Source organism: Brevibacillus gelatini (genome assembly GCF_050920745.1).
GTDB classification, from domain to species: Bacteria; Bacillota; Bacilli; order Brevibacillales; family Brevibacillaceae; genus Brevibacillus; species Brevibacillus gelatini.
Genome location: NZ_CP154342.1, coordinates 75,993 through 91,065 on the forward strand (window position 1 = coordinate 75,993; position 15,073 = coordinate 91,065).

The window sequence follows — 15,073 nt, forward strand, 5'->3', positions numbered from 1 at the left end:
TGCATGAAACCAACTTATTACATCACCACGCCGATTTACTATCCAAGCAACAAGCTGCACATCGGCAATGCCTACACGACCATTGCTTGTGATGCTCTGGCGCGCTACAAACGTTTGCGCGGCTATGACGTCTACTACCTGACAGGTACGGACGAGCATGGACAAAAGCTGCAGGAGCGCGCAGCCGAAGACGGCAAACAGCCGCTGGAGTTCATTGATCCGGTTGTCGACTGGATTCGCGACCTGTGGCAAAAGCTGGACATCTCCTACGACGATTTCATCCGCACCACGCAGCCGCGTCATAAGGAAGTCGTGCAAAAAGTGTTCCAGCGTCTGCTCGATCAGGGCGACATTTACCTGGGCGAGTACGAGGGATACTACTGTGTGCCGGACGAGGCTTTCTGGACCGAGACACAATGCAAGACCGACAAAGGCTACTTTTGCCCGGATTGCGGCCGCGAAGTGAAAAAGGTGAAGGAGAAAAACTACTTCTTCCGCATGTCCAAATACCAGGACAAACTGCTCGCGCATATCGAGGCCAACCCTGACTTCATTCAGCCGGAGAGCCGCCGCAACGAGATGATTAACAACTTCCTGAAGCCGGGTCTGCAAGATTTGTCCGTATCCCGCAGCACGTTTGACTGGGGGATCAAGGTACCGAGCGATCCTGAGCATGTGATTTACGTCTGGATCGACGCGTTGACCAACTACATTTCCGCGCTTGGCTACTTGTCTGACGACGACAGCAAATACCGTCGCTACTGGCCTGCGAATGTGCATATGGTCGGAAAAGACATTTTGCGCTTCCATACAATCTACTGGCCGATTTTGCTGATGGCGCTCGATGTGCCGCTGCCAAAACAAGTTTTCGGTCACGGCTGGCTGCTGATGCCGGACGGAAAAATGTCCAAATCCAAAGGCAACGTCATTGATCCGAAGCTGCTGATCGATCGCTACGGCTCCGATGGCGTGCGCTACTTCCTGCTGCGCGAGATCAACTTCGGCCAGGATGGCGTTTTTACACCGGAATCGTTCATCCAGCGTCTGAACTACGATCTGGCAAACGACATCGGAAACCTGCTGAGCCGCACCACCACCATGATCGAAAAATATTTCGATGGCATCGTGCCAGCCGCACAAGATGCCGGCGAGCCGGATGACAGCCTGATCGGCCTGGCGATGAAAACAAAGGCGCTGGTCGAGGAACATATGGAAGAAATGCGTTTTTCCAACGCGCTTGCCCATATTTGGGAGCTGATTGGACGCACCAACAAATACATCGACGAAACAATGCCGTGGAATCTGGCAAAATCGGAAGAAACGAAGGGACGTCTGGCGACGGTCATGTACAATCTCGCGGAGAGCATCCGCATCACCTCTGTCTTGATTCAGCCGTTCATGACCAAAGCTCCGGCGAAAATCTGGGATCAGCTCGGCATTCTGGGCAACGAACAGGCAACAAGCTGGGAGTCTGCCGGCGTATGGGGCGGACTGCCTGTCGGAAGCAAAGTCAGCCGCAAAGAGCTGCTGTTCCCGCGCCTGGACGTGCAGGCTGAGCTGGCCTTCATCGACGAATCGACAGCAGAAGCGCGCCGCCAAGCGGAGGAAAACAAGAAAAAGCAAGATGCATTGAAAGGGGAAGCACCTGTGAACGAAACGACTGTCAACCAAGCTGAAGTAACAGAAAAACCAGCAGATGTAAAAGACGAGATCGGCATCGACGATTTTGGCAAAGTAGAGCTGCGTGTCGCACAAGTAGTAGAATGTGTGAAGCATCCAAACGCCGACAAGCTGTTGATTTTGCAGCTCGATCTCGGCTATGAAAAACGCCAGGTTGTATCCGGCATCGCCAAATACTACACTCCTGAAGAAATGGTCGGCAAAAAAGTCATCCTCGTTGCCAATCTGAAGCCGGTCAAGCTGCGCGGCGAGCTGTCGCAGGGCATGATTTTGGCAGCTTCCGCAGGCGATCAGCTGACGCTGGCGACTGTCGATCCGAGCATGCCAAACGGAGCGATTGTGAAGTAACGAGGGACAGGAAAGGAAGGACCTATTTTGTTATTCGAAACGCACGCGCATCTGAACGCGAAGGAGTTCGACGAGGATCGCGAAGAAGTCATTGCCCGCGCCAGGGAAAACGGCGTCAGCACGATTGTCAACATCGGGTTTAACGCAGAAACCATCCCGAGCTGCATGGAGCTTGCGAAAACCTATGATTTTATTTACGCAGTCGTAGGCTGGCACCCTCAGGACGCGAAAGACATGACAGACGAGCATCTGGAATGGATCGAGGAGTTGAGTCGTGATCCGAAAGTAGTGGGACTGGGAGAAATGGGACTCGACTACTACTGGGATACGTCGCCAAAAGATGTGCAGGCAGAGGTGTTCCGCAAACAGATACGTCTGGCGCGAAAACTCGACCTGCCAATCATCATCCACAACCGGGACGCTCACCAGGATGTTTTGACGATCCTCAAGGAAGAAAAAGCGGCGGAAGTCGGGGGTATTATGCACTGCTTCTCGGGTAGCTGGGAGACAGCGAAGCAGGCGCTGGACATGAATTTTTACATCTCGTTCGGCGGCCCGCTGACTTTCAAAAACGCGAAGCAGCCAAAAGAGGTAGCGGCCAAAGTACCGCTCGACAGGCTGTTGATCGAAACAGACTGCCCGTACCTCACCCCGCACCCGTTCCGCGGCAAGCGAAATGAAAGTGGCTACGTGCGCTACGTCTGCGAGGAAATGGCGAACATTCGCGGCCTGTCCTACGAAGAAATGGCCCAAATCACTGCGGAAAACGCAAGGCGTCTGTTCCGCCTCCAACCGTAAAAAAAGCAAGCAAAAACGGGAGATCACGACTTGTCACGTGATTTCCCGTTTTTTTGCTCACCATGTTGTGGTTCTACTCGTTTTTTGTGGCGCATACCTTGAACAATGTGTCGAACGATTATTGTCCATCCGACATGGCGCCTCGACAGGAATATGCTACCATTCGCCATCCGGTTTTTGCTAGTCTGGTAGCGTCATCACTTCGGCTGAGGAAGGGCAAATTTGACAAAGCCAGAAAAGTAACATACAATCAAAGCCGACCTTGCTAAGTACTGGCCACTTCCAGAATATTGCTGCAATTACATCGACCCTTACCTGGCTAGACAAGAGAAGCCTCGTGCTTTTCTAGGAAAAAGGAGTGTGGGAAATGGAGTTACGCGCGATATGGGAAAGGTATAAGAATCGGGGGCTTGTTTTTTTCGGCATCCTCGCTCTTGTGCTCGTTCCCATGATTGGCTATTTCTCTGCCCAGGCTACCCAGCCAAAACAGGTCACTTTTTCGTTGGACGGAGAAAGCCAGACGGTAGCTACCAAAGCGAGTACCGTTGAGCAGTTCTTGACCGAGCGAAACATTACGGTAACGGAAAAGGATTCCCTTCAACCAACACTTGAGACGAAGCTATCAGACGGAGCAACGATTACTTTACATACAGCCTGGTCCATTCCGGTCCAGGTTGACGGGCAGACCAAAACGATACAGACACTTAGCCGTGATGTTGCTGGCGCGTTGAAGGACAGCGGCATTGCGCTGGGTGAAAAGGACCGGGTAGAGCCGGCCTTGACCGCCTCGCTGACCAAGGACTCGAAAATCACGATCAAGCGCGTCGTCGAGAAGATGGTAAAAGTCGAGGAGCGAGTTACTTTTCAGGAAATACGCAAAAACGATTCATCGTTAGAAAAAGGCAAGTCCCGTATCTTGCAGAACGGGCAAGAGGGTAAGGCAATTGCACACTACAAGCTGGTCATGGAAGACGGGAAGGAGGTCTCCCGTGAACTGGTGACAAGAGACGTGCTTGTACCGAAGAAAGACCAGATCGTCGCGGTGGGAACAGCGGTTCCTGCGCTGCAAAACAACGATCCGTCACAACGGGTCCTGGTCGCTTCAGCAACAGGCATGGTCTCGCGTGGTGGAAAAGTATTCAGGCCGAAAAAAGTGCTGAAAGGAGTTACCCTGACCGCCTATTCTCCTGCGGGGGGAGGCAAAAACCCTGGTTCGCCAGGCTACGGCCGCACGGCGACGGGCGTGAAAGCCAAGGCAGGTCATACCATCGCTGTAGATCCAAAAGTGATTCCGTATGGCTGGTGGGTGTACATCGAGGGCGTCGGGTATCGCCGGGCAGAAGACACAGGCGGAGCGATGCGCGGCGGAAAAATTGACGTGTTTGTCAACACGGAGCGAGAGGCTGTTCAATTTGGCCGCAAGCGCAACAAAACCGTTTATATAATCGGGCCGCAGAAACCGTAGGACAGGGGCAAACAGCTCCTGTCTTTTGTCTTTGGCGTTTTGGGAATAGTCGTGATAAGCTGTTTGATAGTTAGACGTTTGCAAGGCAGAAACGTTTCGCAAATCAAGGGCTTTTTGCCTGATTTTTTTGGAACACTATGACCAAACGCGACATTGTACGAAAGTGGGAGTACCATGATGAAGATAAAAGAAGTAATCGTGGTGGAGGGGCGAGACGATACCGCTGCCATCAAGCGAGCGGTTAACGCGGACACGATTGAAACAGGCGGCTCCGCCATCCACCCAAGAACGATTGAAAAAATCCGGCTGGCCCAGCAAAAGCGCGGCGTCATTATTTTTACCGACCCGGATTACCAGGGAGAGCGCATCCGCAAAATTATCAGCCGATCGGTGCCGGGCTGCAAGCACGCCTTTATCACGCAAGAGGACGGGTGGAAAAAGGGCGATATCGGAGTAGAGAACGCAACACCTGAAGTGATTGTTCGCGCCCTCTCGGAAGTGCGTACGGAGATGGCTGAAACGGCCGGAGAGATTACGGCTGACGATCTTTTAAAACACGGATTGACGTCCGGCAGCGATGCCAAGGAGCGGAGAATCAAGCTGGGCGAAGCACTCGGCATCGGATACGCCAACGCCAAGCAAATGCTGCAACGGCTCAATGCGTTTCAGATCAGTCGTGCGGAATTCGAGGCGGCGATTGAAGCCATCAACAAAGAGAGGGAGTAAGCGATGACGCAAGCAACGGGAAAGGATATTGCCACACCTACGCGAACGAAAGAAATTTTGGAGAAGTACGGCTTCTCGTTTAAAAAAAGTCTGGGACAAAATTTCCTGGTAGACACCAACATTTTGCACAACATTGTCGCCGAAGCTGATCTGACGAAGGAAAAAGGCGCAATCGAGATCGGGCCCGGCATCGGCGCTTTGACCGAACAATTGGGACGAGCTGCCGGCAAGGTCATGGCGATTGAGATCGACCAGCGGCTTCTGCCGATTTTGCAAGACACGCTGTCGCCCTATGACAATATCGAAGTCGTGCATGGAGACGTGCTGGAGCTTGATCTGAAAGCGCTGATTCAAGAGAAGCTCTCCGGGGTAGAGAAGCTGAGCGTCGTCGCCAACCTGCCTTACTATGTGACGACGCCGATTTTGATGAAGCTCCTGGAAGAAAGATTGCCGCTTGAGAACATCGTCGTGATGATTCAAAAGGAAGTGGCTGAGAGAATCGCGGCCAAGCCGGGAACGAAAGACTACGGCTCGCTCTCGGTAGCGGCCCAGTTTTATGCAGAACCGGAAGTCGCGATGATCGTTCCGGCCAGTGTGTTCATTCCTCGTCCCAACGTCGATTCTGCGGTGATCCGGCTCAAGATCAGGGATCGTCCGCCCGTCGATGTGGACGACCAGGATGTGTTTTTCCGCGTGGTGCGCAGCTCGTTCGCCCAGCGCCGGAAGACGTTGTTGAACAACCTGATGAACGGTCTGTTTCTTAAAACTCAAAAGGATGAAGTAATACAGATGCTCGCCGACATCGGCATCGAACCGACCCGACGCGGTGAAACGCTCAGCATCGAAGAGTTCGCCCGCCTGGCCAACGAAGGCTTGCGGCGCGGCCTGATCGGGCAATAAGACAAAATCCTCCCCTGTTTTTGTGCGAAAAAAAGCCAAAAACAGGGGTTTTTTGTCGACTCGGGCGTGAAAAACGGGCTTTGCAGCGGTCGAGCTATCGCGGGAAAGCTTTGTGGAAGCAAGGTTTTGCGAGGACTTGCACATACTATGCAAAAGTGGTGACAAATATCTACTTTTTTAATGAAAAAAACCCCGTTGACAAAATATCTGCGGGGTTGCTATAATTTTTTATTTCTTTGACAAAATAAATGTGAGCTGTTATAATAGATGTAAGCGAGGTGGATGGAACAATGGCAAGAAACGCGTTACTTGACATTAAACGCAGTTTAGACGGGCACATTGGCGAGCGCATCCTTTTGAAAGCGAATGGAGGTCGCCGAAAAACCGTCGAACGAAGTGGCATCCTCGAAGAAACATACCCATCTGTGTTTGTAGTAAAGCTTGATGACGATCAACTCTTTGAGCGGGTCTCTTACAGCTACGCTGACATCTTGACGGAAACAGTAGAGTTGACGGTGTGCCGCGAAAACGAGCACATCCGCATCACATTTGTACAACAGTAGAGCCCTTGTGGGTTCTACTGTTTTATTTTTGCTATCAAAAGGTTGTAAATACTTGGGAAACAAGATGAAAAGCCTGGACTTGGCGCACACTATACCTGTCAACGGGGAAGGGAGGATGCTATGGGACGCAGACGAGGAATGATGTCGGAGCAGTTCAAGATCGAACTCGCCAAGGAGCTTGGCTTTTACGACAAGGTAAAAGCGGAAGGATGGGGAGGCATCACGACGCGTGACGCGGGCAACATGGTGAAGCGGGCTGTACAGATTGCCGAAGAGGCGCTGGCGGCAAGACGTTTATAGGCTGTTAGCCATTGGTTGGCCGCAGGCGGACACATCCAATCTCACGGAGAAAACCATACAGACTCGTTGACAGGGCCGGGGCTACCCGGCTTTTTTGCTGCCAAAAACACTGCTGAATTTTCGAAATAACCGCAATGATCTCGCTCCTGTTCTTTTTGGGCGTTCAAGTGGCAGGAGAGAGATTGGCTATGCTACAATAGAAGACTAGGAAATTTAGTAAAGTAGGCAGAGGTGAACAACGTGCGTATCTCGGTCAAAGCTCCGGCCAAAATCAACCTGACCCTTGATGTGCTTGCCAAACGGCCGGACGGTTATCACGAAGTGGAAATGGTGATGACTACCGTCGACTTGGCAGATCGTGTAGACCTGACTCTGCGCGAAGATGGTGAGATTACGCTGGACTGCTCTGCCAGCTTCGTACCGGATGATATTCGCAATCATGCTTATAAAGCGGCAGTGCTCTTGCAAGAACGCTATCAAGTGCGCCAAGGCGTACGATTGTATATCGACAAACAGATCCCGGTCGCGGCCGGACTGGCAGGCGGAAGCAGCGATGCGGCAGCGACGCTGCGCGGTTTGAACCAGTTGTGGAACCTCGGTTTGACCGTAGACGAGCTTGCGGAAATCGGCGCAGAGATCGGTTCTGACGTCCCTTTTTGCGTCTATGGAGGAACTGCGCTGGCAAAAGGGCGCGGCGAAAAAATCACGCATCTGGGAACGCCCGCTCCTTGCTGGGTCATCCTGGCGAAGCCGCCAATCGGTGTATCCACTCCTGATGTATATGGAAACTTGCGTGTCGACAAAATCGACAACCATCCCGATACCAAACAAATGCTCCGGGCCATATCCGGGCAAGATTTTTCCCTGATGTGCCAGTCGCTCGGAAACGTACTGGAAAACGTCACGCTCTCGCTCTATCCGCAAGTGCGGCAAATCAAGGAGCTGATGATCGCCTCCGGAGCGGATGGCGTGCTGATGTCCGGCAGCGGTCCGACAGTATTTGCCCTCGTGCAAAAGGAAGCGAAAGTGCATCGGATCTACAATGCGCTCAGAGGATTTGTCAAAGATGTGTTTGTTGTCCGAATGTTAGGCTCTCAGGAAGGGGAAATACTTGCATGAACACGTATAAAAATGATACATTAGCAGCATAATATTCGGTTTTGGAGGAAGAGCCATGAAGAAATTGCGCAGAAGTGCACGTCTGGTTGACATGACGCAGCACTTGCTCGCCCATCCCCATACGCTGACTCCTCTCACTCTGTTTGCAGAACAATACGGCGCGGCGAAATCATCCATCAGTGAAGACTTGTCGATCATCAAGGAAGCTTTTGAGGTCCAGGGTGTCGGCTTGTTGAAAACGGTGGCGGGAGCGGCAGGCGGAGTGAAGTATATTCCCCAGGTAAAAACGGAAGAGGCCCTTCACTTCATGCGCGAATTGATCGAGCAATTGGCCAATCCGGAAAGACTTTTGCCAGGCGGATATTTGTACATGTCCGACATCCTTGGCAATCCGGCGACGATGGCGAAGATCGGCAAGCTGTTTGCCACCGCTTATGCGGACAAAAACGTCGATGTCGTCATGACGGTGGAGACCAAGGGAATTCCGCTCGCTTATGCGACGGCGATGTATTTGAACGTGCCTGTTGTCATTGTGCGCCGTGACAACAAGGTGACGGAAGGTTCTGTGGTCAGCATCAATTATGTATCCGGTTCGAGCAAGCGGATTCAGACGATGTCTCTTGCTCGCCGCGGACTGGCCGAGCAGTCGCGTGTTCTGATTGTGGACGACTTCATGAAGGCGGGCGGCACGCTGCGCGGCATGATTGATCTGCTTCAGGAGTTCCGGGCGACTGTTGTGGGCTGCGGGGTGCTGGTAGAGACGACAGCGGATGTTTCCGAGCGTTTGATTGATGAATACGTATCTCTTGCCAGACTGCGGGATGTCGACTTCAAGGGCAAGCAGATCGAAATTGAGCTGGGCAGTTTTTTTGAAAATAGAGGGGAGTAGATAAGAATGGCAATCTCTTTTGTTTCAACTGACAAGGCTCCGGCAGCCATCGGCCCGTACAGCCAGGCTGCAAAAGTAGGTCCGTTTCTGTTTGCATCCGGTCAAATTCCGCTGCGTGCAGACGGCACGCTCGTAGAAGGCGACATCGTGGAACAAACTCACCAGGTATTTTCCAATATCAAGGCCGTCCTGGCGGAAGCAGGAGGAACGCTGGCCAACGTGGTGAAGACGACGGTCTTCCTCAAGGACATGAACGACTTTGCGCAGTTGAATGAAGTGTACGCTCAATATTTTGGCGACCACAAGCCGGCACGCTCTACAGTGGAAGTGGCACGCCTGCCGCGCGACGTAAAGGTGGAAATCGAGATCGTCGCTCATATCGAAGCGTAAACACGACTCAGCCCGAATAACGAATAAATAGAAGCATGAAACAGCCTGATGCCGTTGCATTAGGTTGTTTTTTTGTTGAATTGGCAGCGAAAAGAAGCATGGGAAAACGGCAAAGTTATGAACGTATGTATATATTTTTTAAAAAATTGCATAACATTAGCAGGAATATTTACCCAGAGGGTGGAAATACTCCTAAACGCGTTTCATAGATAAAGGGAGTGAACTAGATGGAAGTTACAGACGTAAGACTGCGCCGAGTGAATACGGATGGCAGGATGAAAGCGATTGCATCCATTACCATTGACCATGAATTTGTGGTGCATGACATCCGTGTCATTGACGGCAACAACGGCATGTTTGTAGCAATGCCAAGCAAACGTACACCTGACGGAGAATTCCGCGATATCGCCCATCCGATTTCTTCGACTACCCGTGAAAAGATTCAAGCTGCTGTCTTGACCGAATATGAACGCGTGGGTCAAGAAGAAGAGAGCACGATCGAAGCGGGGGCGTAAATAGTACCCCAATACAAGAGCACCCTGTCATGGCTGGCAGGGTGCTTCGGCATCTGGTTAGGTGTAACATTTGGATAATTTTCTTTTTATTTCCTCCTGATCCATTCCCTCCCCAATGAAAACGGCCACCAGTTTCGGTCCGAAGTTCTCGAATGGAAAAAACAGCACCTGGTTGTCGGTGTGCTGGAAGGAGATCAGCTCCTTTTTTCCGTGGAACAGTACGTACCCCTTTGCCCGATAGACGTTTTTGGGCAAATCGTAGAGGAAGTCCTCGAATTTTTTCTCGTCTACTGGTCCTGTAAAGGTATAGGAAAAAGTTTCAATACTATTGTATAGGGACGGTGTGCTTGTTTTCAGGCCGAGCGATTGTTTGAGCCTGTCCAATGTCGACATGCGGCCGAGTGTTTTTTGCACAGGAACAGTGGGTACAGCCTCTGCATCCCGTACATGTGGAACCCGTTTGATGGACTGCAGGCGGGAGAGGTCAATATTCGCCTGAACCGTCGTGTGAATCGGTGCTTGCGGGTTCAGTTCCGAGAGCTTCTGCTTGACTCGTTGGAGCTGTTCAGCGCTGACCATATCTGTTTTGTTCAGGAGGATGAGGTCGGCGTATTTGATTTGGTTGCGTATTGTTTTGACGAGCGAGCCTGTGGAGGAGAAGCGCGAGTTCAGGTCCAAAAAGCGGGACGCGTCCACGACGCTGATCGTGCCTTTCAGCTCGATGCGATCGTACAGCTCCGGATGGGTCAGCGTGTCGATTACATCAATCGGGTCTGCGACTCCCGTTGTTTCAATCAGGATGCGATCCGGCTCAAGCGAGTTCAAAATCTCGCGCAAGCCCTCGGTCAGCTCTCCCTTGATCGAGCAGCATATGCAGCCGTCGAGCAGCTTTTTGACAGGGAAGCCAAAGCCCTGCAACTGTTCGCCGTCAATATCTTCCTCGCCCATCTCATTCATCAGGACGACTACGTTTTCGTTATGGACGCGTAGATGGGTCAGCCATTTTTGCAAAAGAGTCGTTTTGCCGCTGCCCAAATATCCGGTCAGCAAGTAGACATCTGCTGGCATTCCTTCCTGCCTCCTTTTCTTATCCTCTTACGCCCCTCAATATATCACTTTTTGTCAGATTATTAAATGTTGTCTGGTAGATCCGCAACTTTCAGGCAATGTCAGGGAAACGCCGATAATCCTGCATGGATTGTCTTGAAATCCACATATGATTAAGATATAGTCATTGTGGAACTTCTACGATGGAGGGTTGACATGTCTAAGATCCATGCCGTGGTTCTGGCTGCTGGTCAGGGCACGCGGATGAAATCGAAGCTGTACAAGGTCCTGCACCCTGTTTGCGGGAAGCCAATGGTCCAGCATGTGGTGGACACGCTTGGCTCCATGCAGGTTGAGGACATCGTTGTCGTCGTAGGTCATGGTGCTGACGCGGTCCGCGCCAAACTGGGCGAGGGCGTCACGTATGCACTGCAAGAAGAACAGTTGGGAACGGCACATGCCGTTTCGCAGGCAGCGCCGTTTTTACAGGATAAAGAAGGTACTACGTTTCTTTTGTACGGAGACGTCCCTCTCTTGTCTGCACAGACGTTGTCCGCCTTGCTGACCTATCACGAAGAGCAGCAAGCGGCTGCGACTGTACTGACCGCCGTGCTCCCCGATCCGACAGGCTACGGGCGCATCGTGCGCAACGAGGCGGGCGAAGTATTGCGAATCGTGGAACATAAGGACGCGACCGAAGCGGAACGGGCGGTCCGGGAAATTAACACAGGCATATACTGTTATGACAATCGCAAATTATGGAAAGCTTTGGCGGAAGTGAAAAATGACAACGCGCAAGGCGAATACTATGTCACAGATGTTGTCGGTATTTTGCGAGAGGCAGGCGAAAAGGTAGTGGCATACGAGGCCGCTGACCCTGACGAGACAATGGGCGTCAATGACCGTGTGCAGCTGTCGGAAGCGGAAGCGTACATGCGGAAGCGGATTGCCACCAGACATATGCGCAATGGTGTGACCATCATTGACCCGGCCTCCACGTATATTGAAGCAGATGTGGTCATCGAGCCCGATACCATTATCCAGCCGGGAACGATTTTGCGCGGGCGGACAACCATCGGTGCCGATTGCGTGATTGGGCCGCAGGCTGACTTGACGGATGTGCAGGTTGGCTCTGGCGTTACCATTTCGTATGCGGTCATGGTAGAGGCAAGTGTGGAAGCGGAATCAACCGTCGGGCCATTTGCCTATATTCGTCCGGGAACACAGATCGGTCGCAAAGCCAAGATCGGAGACTTCGTCGAGCTGAAAAACGCCAAAATCGGCGAGGGCTCAAAAGTACCTCATCTCAGCTATGTAGGTGACGCGGAGATTGGCGATGGTGTGAATATCGGCTGTGGAACGATCACCGTCAACTACGACGGAGCTGTGAAGCATAAGACGACCGTCCGGGACGGGGCGTTCATCGGCTGCAACACCAATCTGATCGCTCCGGTCACTGTGGGACAAAATGCGTATGTAGCAGCAGGCTCGACCATTAATCAGGATGTGCCAGACAATGCGCTTGCGATCGCACGCGAGCGTCAAGTGAATAAACCAGATTACGCTAGCAGAATGCCTCGCAAGGGCAAAAAGCAATCATAACGGGAGGTTCTAAGAAAAGATCATGGCTAATTACCGCGACCCCAAACTGAAGGTATTTACGTGCAACGCAAACCCTGAATTGGCAAAGGAAATCGCTGAACACATCGGTGTGCCGCTCGGTAACGCACAAGCTGTGCGTTTTAGTGATGGCGAGTGCCAAATTAAATTGAATGAAAGCGTTCGCGGTTGTGACGTATTTGTTATTCAGCCAACGTCTGCTCCCGTTAATGAGCATTTGATGGAGCTTTTGGTAATGGTCGACGCATTGAAACGCGCTTCCGCAAAAAGCATCAACGTCGTAATTCCTTACTACGGCTACGCACGACAAGATCGCAAGGCGCGCGCACGCGATCCGATCACAGCCAAACTGGTTGCCAACCTGATTGAAACAGCAGGAGCGCAACGTGTGATTACCATGGACCTGCATGCAACGCAAATTCAAGGATTTTTCGATATTCCTGTCGATCATCTGTTGGGTGTGCCGATTTTGGGCAAACACTTCTCCGAAAAAGGCTTGCAAGATATTGTCGTAGTTTCGCCTGACCACGGCGGCGTTACGCGTGCCCGCAAGCTGGCAGAACGTCTGGAAGCGCCTATTGCCATTATTGACAAGCGCCGTCCTGAACCAAACGTAGCGGAAGTCATGAACATTGTCGGTAACATCGAAGGCAAGACAGCGATCATCATTGACGATATTATCGATACAGCGGGAACGATCACGCTGGCTGCCAATGCGCTGGTAGAAGCAGGGGCGCGTGAAGTATACGCATGCTGCACGCACCCGGTCCTGTCCGGTCCAGCGATTGAGCGGATTGCCAACTCGAAGATCAAAGAGCTGATCGTCACCAACTCCATTCCGCTCACCAAAGAGCAAATGATTGACAAGATCACCGTCCTGTCGGTAGCGCCGATCATTGGCGAAGCGATCATTCGCGTACACGAGGAACTGTCTGTCAGCAAGCTGTTCGATTAAGCGAGACATCCCCTGTTTGGGGATTGAAATAAACCTCCTTTGGACAAGCTAGTGAGGAAACTTTTACTAGCGGTCCAAGGAGGTTTTTTTGTGGAAGCGATCCAAGCGCAAGTACGAAAACAGACAACAGGCAATTCTGTGAGGATGCTGCGCCGTAACGGCTGGGTGCCTGGCGTTGTGTACGGAAAAGATGTGACCAGTCAGTCGATTCAAATCAACGGACGCGAGCTGGATGCAGCCCTGCGTCACCAGACGACAAACAAGCCGTTCCGATTGGTTGTCGATGGGACCACTTATGATGTGATGGTCAACGAATTGCAGCGCCATCCCGTCATGGGCAACATTTTGCACGCCGATTTCATGAAGATCGATATGAATAAAAAAATACACACGTCAGTGCCTTTGCTCATGACCGGAGATCCTGAGCTTGGGGTAGCGACGCTTGTGCGCCACAACGTAGAAGTCCAGTGCCTGCCTGGCAACATCCCCGAGTCGTTTACGGTGAATGTCGATGGTTTCAACATCGGGGACGTTGTACTGGCAACAGATCTGGAAGTGCCGGCCGGGGTCGAGCTTTTGGTTGAGCCCACAGAAGTGCTGATTAGCGTCCTGCCAGTAAAAGCCAAGTCCGAAGAATCTATCGAAGCCGAGCAAGAGGCCGAGGCAGTAGCGGAAAAAGCATCCGCCGGCGAATAAGGAAAAGGCGAATCATGGCGAAAGGAACCGGGTATTTTACTGCCGGGTCCTTTTTCTTTTGTTCGCGATACCATTCTAGTACAATGGGGGAGAGAGTAGGAGGGAATGAACGTGAAAGTAATCATCGGATTGGGAAATCCAGGAAAAAAATATGAAGACACGAGACATAATGCCGGCTTTATGGCCATAGATAAGATTAGCGACAAATGGGGCATTCCTGTTTCGCAAAACAAGTTTCGCGCCCTCGTCGGAGAAGGCAGGGTGGAAGGCGAAAAGGTGCTGCTCGTCAAACCGCAGACGTACATGAATCTCTCCGGAGAATCGGTCGGAGAGGTTTTGAAGTTTTACAAGCTCACTCCCGATGATCTGGTTGTGATTTTTGACGACCTCGACCTGCCAACCGGACAGCTGCGCTTGCGGGAAAAAGGCAGTGCAGGCGGCCATAACGGCATCAAGTCGCTGATTCAGCATTTGGGCACACAGGAATTCAAGCGCATCAAAGTCGGGATCGGGCGTCCGGAGCCAGGAAGAAGTGTGAGTGACTACGTGCTCCAGTCTTTCCCTGCTGCGGAAAGAGCCAGGATCCAGGAAGCGGTGGAGCATGCGGCTGATGCGGCGGTTATGTGGACAAGAGAGCCTTTTCTCAAGGTCATGAACCATTTCAACAGCCTGCAAAAATAAGCGGTGCGCCAAAGCAGCCATGACGGGGCGGCGTTTTGCGCTAGTATGATTTTCCACTCGGCCGACCATACTAACGATATGAAAGGTATGGGGGTGGCATATACATGAGCATACGCTACACGTGTCGCTGCTGCGGCATGAAGATCGCCGAATTTGACGAATCGCAAGTGACAGAAGCGCAGCTCGGGTTTGATTTCTTGACCCCGGAGGAACGTGCTCTTATAATATCGAGAGAACAAAGTGGAGATACGGTCGTCAGCATCACGTGCGATTATTGCCGTGAAGCGCTGATTCAGCATCCAGAGCTTTCGCTAGTTGGAAACCCACTTCAATAAAAATGAGTGGATACTCGTTGGGAAGGCATGCACTGACAAGGCCTTA

Annotated in this window: 17 protein-coding genes; 16 read left to right on the plus strand and 1 reads right to left on the minus strand. The window is 51.9% G+C overall.

What is annotated here, in order from left to right; translation table 11 throughout:
* Nucleotides 1–3: 3 nt before the first annotated feature.
* The 11 genes from metG to spoVG all read left to right on the plus strand — a co-directional run bounded on the left by metG (nucleotide 4) and on the right by spoVG (nucleotide 9,693).
* Nucleotides 4–2,028: a methionine--tRNA ligase gene (metG, locus tag AAFJ72_RS00515; protein ID WP_432775714.1), complete on the plus strand. Its 2,025-nt coding sequence runs from the start codon at nucleotides 4–6 to the stop codon at nucleotides 2,026–2,028.
* A gap of 27 nt (nucleotides 2,029–2,055) precedes the next feature.
* Nucleotides 2,056–2,826 carry a TatD family hydrolase gene (locus AAFJ72_RS00520; protein ID WP_122905218.1) on the plus strand — a complete coding sequence of 257 codons (771 nt, stop codon included), beginning with the start codon at nucleotides 2,056–2,058 and terminating at the stop codon, nucleotides 2,824–2,826.
* 367 nt (nucleotides 2,827–3,193) lie between these two features.
* Nucleotides 3,194–4,291 carry a ubiquitin-like domain-containing protein gene (locus AAFJ72_RS00525; protein WP_432775715.1) on the plus strand — a complete coding sequence of 366 codons (1,098 nt, stop codon included), beginning with the start codon at nucleotides 3,194–3,196 and terminating at the stop codon, nucleotides 4,289–4,291.
* A 177-nt stretch (nucleotides 4,292–4,468) separates the two neighbouring features.
* Nucleotides 4,469–5,017 (plus strand): ribonuclease M5, encoded by a 549-nt coding sequence (gene rnmV / locus AAFJ72_RS00530; protein WP_122905220.1) that lies wholly within the window; start codon nucleotides 4,469–4,471, stop codon nucleotides 5,015–5,017.
* Between the two features lie 3 nt (nucleotides 5,018–5,020).
* On the plus strand, nucleotides 5,021–5,917 hold the full coding sequence (gene rsmA / locus AAFJ72_RS00535) for a 16S rRNA (adenine(1518)-N(6)/adenine(1519)-N(6))-dimethyltransferase RsmA (protein WP_122905221.1): 897 nt from the start codon (nucleotides 5,021–5,023) through the stop codon (nucleotides 5,915–5,917).
* A 290-nt stretch (nucleotides 5,918–6,207) separates the two neighbouring features.
* Entirely contained in the window at nucleotides 6,208–6,480 is a 273-nt protein-coding gene (gene veg, locus AAFJ72_RS00540) for a biofilm formation stimulator Veg (protein WP_005830485.1), read from the plus strand.
* Nucleotides 6,481–6,600: 120 nt separating this feature from the next.
* Nucleotides 6,601–6,780, plus strand: coding sequence for a small, acid-soluble spore protein, alpha/beta type (locus AAFJ72_RS00545; RefSeq protein WP_122905222.1), 180 nt, complete (start codon nucleotides 6,601–6,603; stop codon nucleotides 6,778–6,780).
* A gap of 240 nt (nucleotides 6,781–7,020) precedes the next feature.
* A complete protein-coding gene (gene ispE, locus AAFJ72_RS00550; protein WP_122905268.1) occupies nucleotides 7,021–7,899 on the plus strand; it encodes a 4-(cytidine 5'-diphospho)-2-C-methyl-D-erythritol kinase in 879 nt (292 codons plus the stop codon).
* A 55-nt stretch (nucleotides 7,900–7,954) separates the two neighbouring features.
* Complete coding sequence (gene purR, locus AAFJ72_RS00555; RefSeq protein ID WP_122905223.1) at nucleotides 7,955–8,788, plus strand: pur operon repressor; 834 nt, start codon at nucleotides 7,955–7,957, stop codon at nucleotides 8,786–8,788.
* Between the two features lie 6 nt (nucleotides 8,789–8,794).
* Nucleotides 8,795–9,178 carry a RidA family protein gene (locus AAFJ72_RS00560; RefSeq protein WP_122905224.1) on the plus strand — a complete coding sequence of 128 codons (384 nt, stop codon included), beginning with the start codon at nucleotides 8,795–8,797 and terminating at the stop codon, nucleotides 9,176–9,178.
* Between the two features lie 227 nt (nucleotides 9,179–9,405).
* Nucleotides 9,406–9,693 (plus strand): septation regulator SpoVG, encoded by a 288-nt coding sequence (gene spoVG / locus AAFJ72_RS00565; protein ID WP_005828662.1) that lies wholly within the window; start codon nucleotides 9,406–9,408, stop codon nucleotides 9,691–9,693.
* A gap of 57 nt (nucleotides 9,694–9,750) precedes the next feature.
* On the opposite strand, the gene AAFJ72_RS00570 is transcribed toward spoVG, so the two are convergent.
* A complete protein-coding gene (locus tag AAFJ72_RS00570) occupies nucleotides 9,751–10,761 on the minus strand; it encodes a CobW family GTP-binding protein (RefSeq protein ID WP_432775716.1) in 1,011 nt (336 codons plus the stop codon).
* A 195-nt stretch (nucleotides 10,762–10,956) separates the two neighbouring features.
* On the opposite strand from AAFJ72_RS00570, the gene glmU reads away from it, so the two are divergent.
* From glmU to AAFJ72_RS00595, 5 genes are all read left to right on the plus strand, one after another.
* A complete protein-coding gene (gene glmU / locus AAFJ72_RS00575) occupies nucleotides 10,957–12,342 on the plus strand; it encodes a bifunctional UDP-N-acetylglucosamine diphosphorylase/glucosamine-1-phosphate N-acetyltransferase GlmU (protein WP_122905226.1) in 1,386 nt (461 codons plus the stop codon).
* Nucleotides 12,343–12,364: 22 nt separating this feature from the next.
* Nucleotides 12,365–13,315 (plus strand): ribose-phosphate diphosphokinase, encoded by a 951-nt coding sequence (locus AAFJ72_RS00580; RefSeq protein ID WP_122905227.1) that lies wholly within the window; start codon nucleotides 12,365–12,367, stop codon nucleotides 13,313–13,315.
* Between the two features lie 90 nt (nucleotides 13,316–13,405).
* Nucleotides 13,406–14,011, plus strand: coding sequence for a 50S ribosomal protein L25 (locus AAFJ72_RS00585; RefSeq protein ID WP_432775717.1), 606 nt, complete (start codon nucleotides 13,406–13,408; stop codon nucleotides 14,009–14,011).
* A 111-nt stretch (nucleotides 14,012–14,122) separates the two neighbouring features.
* The gene (pth, locus tag AAFJ72_RS00590; RefSeq protein ID WP_432775718.1) at nucleotides 14,123–14,692 is read left to right on the plus strand and encodes an aminoacyl-tRNA hydrolase; all 570 of its coding nucleotides are present in this window, start codon (nucleotides 14,123–14,125) and stop codon (nucleotides 14,690–14,692) included.
* Between the two features lie 104 nt (nucleotides 14,693–14,796).
* The gene (locus AAFJ72_RS00595) at nucleotides 14,797–15,027 is read left to right on the plus strand and encodes an anti-sigma-F factor Fin (protein WP_122905230.1); all 231 of its coding nucleotides are present in this window, start codon (nucleotides 14,797–14,799) and stop codon (nucleotides 15,025–15,027) included.
* The last annotated feature ends 46 nt before the right edge of the window (nucleotides 15,028–15,073 follow it).

Bases quoted from the DNA above. Each gene is read 5' to 3' on its own strand.
- metG (WP_432775714.1), top strand. From the start codon at position 4: ATGAAACCAACTTATTACATCACCACGCCGATTTACTATCCAAGCAAC.
- rnmV (WP_122905220.1), top strand. From the start codon at position 4,469: ATGAAGATAAAAGAAGTAATCGTGGTGGAGGGGCGAGACGATACCGCT.
- AAFJ72_RS00595 (WP_122905230.1), top strand. From the start codon at position 14,797: ATGAGCATACGCTACACGTGTCGCTGCTGCGGCATGAAGATCGCCGAA.
- AAFJ72_RS00580 (WP_122905227.1), top strand. From the start codon at position 12,365: ATGGCTAATTACCGCGACCCCAAACTGAAGGTATTTACGTGCAACGCA.
- AAFJ72_RS00545 (WP_122905222.1), top strand. From the start codon at position 6,601: ATGGGACGCAGACGAGGAATGATGTCGGAGCAGTTCAAGATCGAACTC.
- purR (WP_122905223.1), top strand. From the start codon at position 7,955: ATGAAGAAATTGCGCAGAAGTGCACGTCTGGTTGACATGACGCAGCAC.
- AAFJ72_RS00570 (WP_432775716.1), bottom strand. From the start codon at position 10,761: ATGCCAGCAGATGTCTACTTGCTGACCGGATATTTGGGCAGCGGCAAA.
- rsmA (WP_122905221.1), top strand. From the start codon at position 5,021: ATGACGCAAGCAACGGGAAAGGATATTGCCACACCTACGCGAACGAAA.
- spoVG (WP_005828662.1), top strand. From the start codon at position 9,406: ATGGAAGTTACAGACGTAAGACTGCGCCGAGTGAATACGGATGGCAGG.
- glmU (WP_122905226.1), top strand. From the start codon at position 10,957: ATGTCTAAGATCCATGCCGTGGTTCTGGCTGCTGGTCAGGGCACGCGG.
- AAFJ72_RS00560 (WP_122905224.1), top strand. From the start codon at position 8,795: ATGGCAATCTCTTTTGTTTCAACTGACAAGGCTCCGGCAGCCATCGGC.
- AAFJ72_RS00525 (WP_432775715.1), top strand. From the start codon at position 3,194: ATGGAGTTACGCGCGATATGGGAAAGGTATAAGAATCGGGGGCTTGTT.
- veg (WP_005830485.1), top strand. From the start codon at position 6,208: ATGGCAAGAAACGCGTTACTTGACATTAAACGCAGTTTAGACGGGCAC.